Source organism: Rhodobaculum claviforme (assembly GCF_016653255.1).
Classification (GTDB): domain Bacteria; phylum Pseudomonadota; class Alphaproteobacteria; order Rhodobacterales; family Rhodobacteraceae; genus Rhodobaculum; species Rhodobaculum claviforme.
Genome location: NZ_NHSD01000079.1, coordinates 1 through 4718 on the forward strand (window position 1 = coordinate 1; position 4718 = coordinate 4718).

The 4718-nt window shown below is 69.5% G+C and carries 7 protein-coding genes; 2 read left to right on the plus strand and 5 right to left on the minus strand.

Features of this window, described 5'->3' with window-relative positions; all coding sequences use genetic code 11:
• Nucleotides 1-66: 66 nt before the first annotated feature.
• Nucleotides 67-294, minus strand: coding sequence for a NepR family anti-sigma factor (locus CCR87_RS01320; RefSeq protein ID WP_201155527.1), 228 nt, complete (start codon nucleotides 292-294; stop codon nucleotides 67-69).
• A 148-nt stretch (nucleotides 295-442) separates the two neighbouring features.
• Between CCR87_RS01320 and CCR87_RS01325 the strand changes: the two genes are divergently transcribed.
• Nucleotides 443-1297 (plus strand): response regulator, encoded by an 855-nt coding sequence (locus CCR87_RS01325; RefSeq protein WP_420850136.1) that lies wholly within the window; start codon nucleotides 443-445, stop codon nucleotides 1295-1297.
• Between the two features lie 93 nt (nucleotides 1298-1390).
• Nucleotides 1391-1873, plus strand: a complete 483-nt coding sequence (locus CCR87_RS01330) for a DUF2383 domain-containing protein (protein WP_201155528.1) — start codon at nucleotides 1391-1393, stop codon at nucleotides 1871-1873.
• An 85-nt stretch (nucleotides 1874-1958) separates the two neighbouring features.
• Here CCR87_RS01330 and CCR87_RS01335 read toward each other — a convergent pair whose 3' ends face one another.
• The 4 genes from CCR87_RS01335 to CCR87_RS01350 all read right to left on the minus strand — a co-directional run.
• Nucleotides 1959-2339 (minus strand): hypothetical protein, encoded by a 381-nt coding sequence (locus CCR87_RS01335; RefSeq protein WP_207186508.1) that lies wholly within the window; start codon nucleotides 2337-2339, stop codon nucleotides 1959-1961.
• A 212-nt stretch (nucleotides 2340-2551) separates the two neighbouring features.
• The gene (locus CCR87_RS01340) at nucleotides 2552-2728 is read right to left on the minus strand and encodes a DUF1328 domain-containing protein (protein ID WP_201155530.1); all 177 of its coding nucleotides are present in this window, start codon (nucleotides 2726-2728) and stop codon (nucleotides 2552-2554) included.
• A gap of 92 nt (nucleotides 2729-2820) precedes the next feature.
• Nucleotides 2821-3552: a Crp/Fnr family transcriptional regulator gene (locus CCR87_RS01345; RefSeq protein WP_201155531.1), complete on the minus strand. Its 732-nt coding sequence runs from the start codon at nucleotides 3550-3552 to the stop codon at nucleotides 2821-2823.
• A 164-nt stretch (nucleotides 3553-3716) separates the two neighbouring features.
• Nucleotides 3717-4718: AI-2E family transporter (locus CCR87_RS01350; RefSeq protein WP_201155532.1), on the minus strand; the 1002-nt coding region annotated here is incomplete at its 5' end.

The following is a 4718-nucleotide window of genomic DNA, read 5'->3' on the forward strand; positions in this document are numbered from 1 at the left end:
GCACGGAGCTGGGCGCGGGGGTCCGAGCGGGCTTCTGGGCGGGGTTCCGAGCGGGATCGGGCACCGTCATGTCCGCCCCCCGCCGTCACGCAGCTGCGCCACCAGCGCCTGCAGGTCGTCCGGCAGATCCTGTTCGATCCGCTGGCGGTACAGCAGTTTCAGGTTCTCGTCGATCTGTCGGGCGACGACGGGCGACACCCCGTCCGAGGCATCGCAGGGGGGCTGTCGATCGGCGCTGGTATCGCCGGGGGGAACGAAGACACGCTTGCGCGCGCCGTGATCGGTGAGGGACATGGGACCTCTCGCTTTGACATTGCAGTGCGGGCCTGTGCGCCGCCTGGGGATCGCCTCGGGGGCGTCTGCATCGGGAACCAAACGCGCGTCGCCGCGTTTGGTTCCCATGCGTCAAGAATTCCCTGACCTTACTCAGGAAGTGTGCCCCATGAGCCAGACCAACCTCTCCGCGCCCCGCATGACCCAGGACCCGGTCGAAAGCGGCCGCGACACCGCGCTGCGCGTCGCCGCCGAGCTGCCGTACCTGCGCCGGTATGCCCGCGCGCTGACGGGCAGCCAGGCGCGCGGCGACTGCCACGCCGCCGCCACCTTGCAGGCGATCATCGCCGATCGCGGGCTTCTGGACGATCGGCTGAACCCGCGCATCGCATTGTTCCGGGCGTTCCATCTGGTGTGGTCCGGCGCGACCGAGGGCGAGGGTGGCGACGCCCCCCTCAGCCCCGCCGAGGCGCGGGCGCGCGATCGGCTGGGCCGGCTGACGGCGCAGTCCCGCGAGGCGCTGCTGATGCGCACTATCGAGGAATTCCGCCCCGACGAAATCGCGCAGATCATGCGCATCACCCCCGCCGAGGCCGAGACCCTGGTGGCCAGTGCGCTGCGGGAGATGGAGCAGGGCGTGCGCGGTCGCGTCATGGTCATCGAGGACGAGCCTCTGATCGCCATGGACATCCGCGACATCGTCGAGGACATGGGCCACACCGTCACCGGCGTCGCCCGCACCGCGCGTGAGGCCGAGGCGCTGGGCCGCAAGGAGCGTCCCGACCTGATCCTCGCCGACATCCAGCTGGCGGACAACAGCTCCGGCATCGACGCGGTGAACGCGTTGCTGGGCACATTGGGCGATGTGCCGGTGGTGTTCATCACCGCCTTTCCCGACCGCCTGCTGACCGGCGAGAAGCCCGAGCCCGCGTTTCTGATCACCAAGCCGTTCACCGCCGAGCAGGTCCGCTCGGCGGTCAGCCAGGCGGTGTTCTTTGCCAGCACCGAAACGCTGGTGGGCTGAGGGCCGCAAGCGCCCCGCCATGGCGGGGGCGCCGGAACGATCCGCGCCCCCGCGCATTGTCCCCGTGACGATGGTCAATGTGGGAGAAAACCGATGACCGACATTCCGATGCCCCCCGCAAGCGCCGCCGCGACCGGCGGCCCCGCGCCGCAGGCCGACGATGAGGTCGCGCGCCTGATTGCGCTGCACACCCACCTTCAGGACACCGTTCAGGGGTTTGACAAGGTGACGGAAAAGGCCGAGCCCGAGTTTCTGGGCGTGGCCGAGGCCTTCGGCGCGCTGCACCGCGCACAGGCCGGGCGCGTGGCGCAGATGGTGGCGGCGCTGGGCGGCGATGTCGCGGCCGATGGCTCGCTGATGGGGACGGTGAATCGCGCCGTGGTGGAGATCCGCTCGTGGTTCGACGACATCGGCCACAACGTGATGGATGCCCTGGTCGATGGCGAGATGCGCCTGCTGGAGAGTTTCGATGCTGCCATTTCCGCCTCGCCCAGTCCCGAGCGGCGCGGGCTGTTGCAGCAGATGCAGACCGACCTGCGCGACCTGCTGCGGCGCCACGCGCCCAACGACAGCTGAGGGCAAGGGCGCGAGGGCCGCATCCGGCCCATGGATGACGGCCGGGCGGGTCGTCCGGAGATCTCCGGGCGGCCCGGTTGTGGTGTCAGCCGCCCTCGGTCGACAGCGGCGGGCACCGATCCAGCAGTTCAGCCACCTGCGCGGGGCCGAAGGGCAGCGCCAGCACCGGCCAGTTGTCATGGCCGGCCCCGGTGGCGGCCTCCATCTCGGCTGCGTGACCGAGCAGGACCAGCCGGGCGCCCAGCCGCTCCACAAAGCTGCCGAGGGGGCTTTCGCGCAGCGCCGCCGCGTCGGAATGGACGAAGGCATAGAGCAGCGCTCCGGGCCGCAGATCGGCCAGCTTCTCCATGGCGTCCTCGATCCGTTCGGCCAGGATCGGAATGGCCCCCGTCAGATCCGCGAGAGTGAGGGCAAGGTCCTGTGCAACCAGCGGCGTCTGGAGAACGACCAGGCAATAACGCGACATCATCAAATCCCTTGAGCACCCGGCGGGCGGCCAGGCATCGCCGCTCCTGCATGGCGATGCGCCCACCACCGCGCAATAAACCATGACATAGCCGCGCCGACGGGGCGAGGTCCGGCCGCGCCAGACCGCCGAAATCCCGCCCAATGGGCGAAAAATGGCCGCAGCGGGGTGCTGCGGCCATCCGGGTCGTCTGCAGGGTGTGCGGGGACACGTCACATCGGCGGCGGGTTTCCGCGCACCGCCCGGGCGATCATCGCCACGACGAACAGCACCAGGAACACGACGAACAGGATCTGCGCGATCCCCGCCGACGCGCCGGCAATTCCGCTGAAGCCGAGCGCGGCGGCAATCAGGGCGATCACGAGAAAGGTCAGGGCCCAACCAAGCATTGCGGTCTCTCCTTTGAGGCTGCGGGGCGCTGCGCCCCATTGCAGGATCAACCCGCAACGCGGCGTGGGGTTCCCTTTTTCGGGGCGCCCCCTCAGATCAGCGGGCGGGGAGGGGGCGCGGCAAGGTCGATGCCCGCCATCCGGGCCAGGGCGGCCATGTCGGGGATCAGCAGGGTGCCGTCGCTCCAGCGCGCAAGCCCGCTGTCGCGCAGCCGTCCGAGCGTCTTGTTGGTGTGCACCAGCGACAGCCCCAGCGCATCGGCAAGGTCGCGCTGGCGCCAGGGCATCGGCACCGCGCCGTTGTGGTCCATCCCCACCGCGCGCAGCCGGGCGTGGATGCGCACCAGTGCCCATGCCACACGCTGCTGCGCGCTGCGCCGGCCAAGTGCCACCAGGGTCTCGCCCAGGAAATGCTCCTCCACCGCCGACAGCCACGTCAGGTCGAAGGCCCGCTGCGGCTGGGTCCGGAACAGGCGCCACAGATCGGCGCGGTTGAACACACACAGCGTCATGTCCGTCGTCGCCTCGACCGAATGGGCCATCTCGCCCATGATCGCGGCCTGAAGCCCGATCAGATCGCCTGGCAGGACAAAGTTGATGACCTGGCGCTGGCCGTCCTCCAGCGTCTTGTGACGCAGCCCCAGCCCGGCCAGCACGGTGAACAGCTGCGGGCTGGGCATCCCCTCCAGCATGAGGGTGGTGCCGGGCTCCACCTGCATCTCGCCGGACTTGAAGGACTGGGTAAAGGCGATGTCGTCGGCGCTGAACGCCTCGAACACCTCGAAGCGCCGCAGCGGGCACGCAGCACAGCTGGTCCTGGTCATGGGGCGATCAGAACAGAAGATAGATCAGGACGATGACTGGAATGGGAACACCGACAAGCCACAGGATCAGGCCACGCATGCATGCTCTCCCTCTTGGGTCCACGGACCGGCGCGGACGCCGGCGAAGTGTGGAACGAACCCGCAGCCCCCCGGTTGGTTCCCGATCAGGGCGTGGCGGCCGAGCTGTCATAGACATGGCTGGCGCGGTATTCCTCCAGCGCGAAACGCACGAGCACGCCCATCACCGCCGCCAGCGGCACCGCCACGATCGCGCCCAGCAGCCCGAACAGACTGCCGAACGCCATCACCGCAAAGATCAGCCACACCGGATGCAGGTTGACCGAGCTGCCCACCAGGCGGGGCACCAGGATCTGGCTCTCCATGAACTGACCGAACACCCAGATCGCTACCACCGCGCCCAGCGCCAGCGGGTTGTCCCACAGCTCGTACAGCGCAAGGCCGATGGCCAGCGCACCGCCCACGAACGCCCCGACATAGGGCACGAACGAGATCAGCCCGGCCACCACCCCCACCAGCAGCCCGTAGCTCAGCCCCGCCACCGTCAGCGCGATCGCGTAATACACCGCAAGGATGAGGCACACCATCACCACCCCGCGCACATACCCCGCCAGTGCCGCGTCGATGTCCCGCCCCAGCGCGCGCACCCGCAGCACATTGGCCCGCGGCAGCAGATCGTCCACCGCCAGCAGCAGCCGCGGCCAGTCCATCAGCAGGTAGAACGCCACCACCGGCATCACCATCCAGAACAGCGCCACCCGCAGCAGCCCGTTGAGGCCCGACACGATGCCTCCGAACACCGACCCGCCGGATTCGGTCATCGTCTCGCCGATGCGGGCGAACAGGTCCGAGACCGCGTCGTTGCCTGCCCCCGGCCCGAACCCCGGCACGCGGTCGGCCACGAATGTCTGCGCCTGCTCATGCAGGTCGGGCAGCGCGCGGATCAGTGTCGCCGCCTCGGCCGCGATCAGCGGGACCAGCAGCACGAGGGCCGCAAGCAGCACCGCCACCAGCGACAGCACCATCACCGCCGCCGCAATCGCCCGCGGCACGCCGCGCCGCTCCAACTGGCTGACCAGCGGGTCGAGGAAATACCCCACCGCCGCCCCCACCGCGAACGGCATCAGGATCGGCCCCAGCAGCCACAA

Coding starts and splice junctions, on each gene's coding strand:
- CCR87_RS01320 (WP_201155527.1), bottom strand. CDS start 294: ATGTCCCTCACCGATCACGGCGCGCGCAAGCGTGTCTTCGTTCCCCCC.
- CCR87_RS01325 (WP_420850136.1), top strand. CDS start 443: ATGAGCCAGACCAACCTCTCCGCGCCCCGCATGACCCAGGACCCGGTC.
- CCR87_RS01330 (WP_201155528.1), top strand. CDS start 1,391: ATGACCGACATTCCGATGCCCCCCGCAAGCGCCGCCGCGACCGGCGGC.
- CCR87_RS01335 (WP_207186508.1), bottom strand. CDS start 2,339: ATGTCGCGTTATTGCCTGGTCGTTCTCCAGACGCCGCTGGTTGCACAG.
- CCR87_RS01340 (WP_201155530.1), bottom strand. CDS start 2,728: ATGCTTGGTTGGGCCCTGACCTTTCTCGTGATCGCCCTGATTGCCGCC.
- CCR87_RS01345 (WP_201155531.1), bottom strand. CDS start 3,552: ATGACCAGGACCAGCTGTGCTGCGTGCCCGCTGCGGCGCTTCGAGGTG.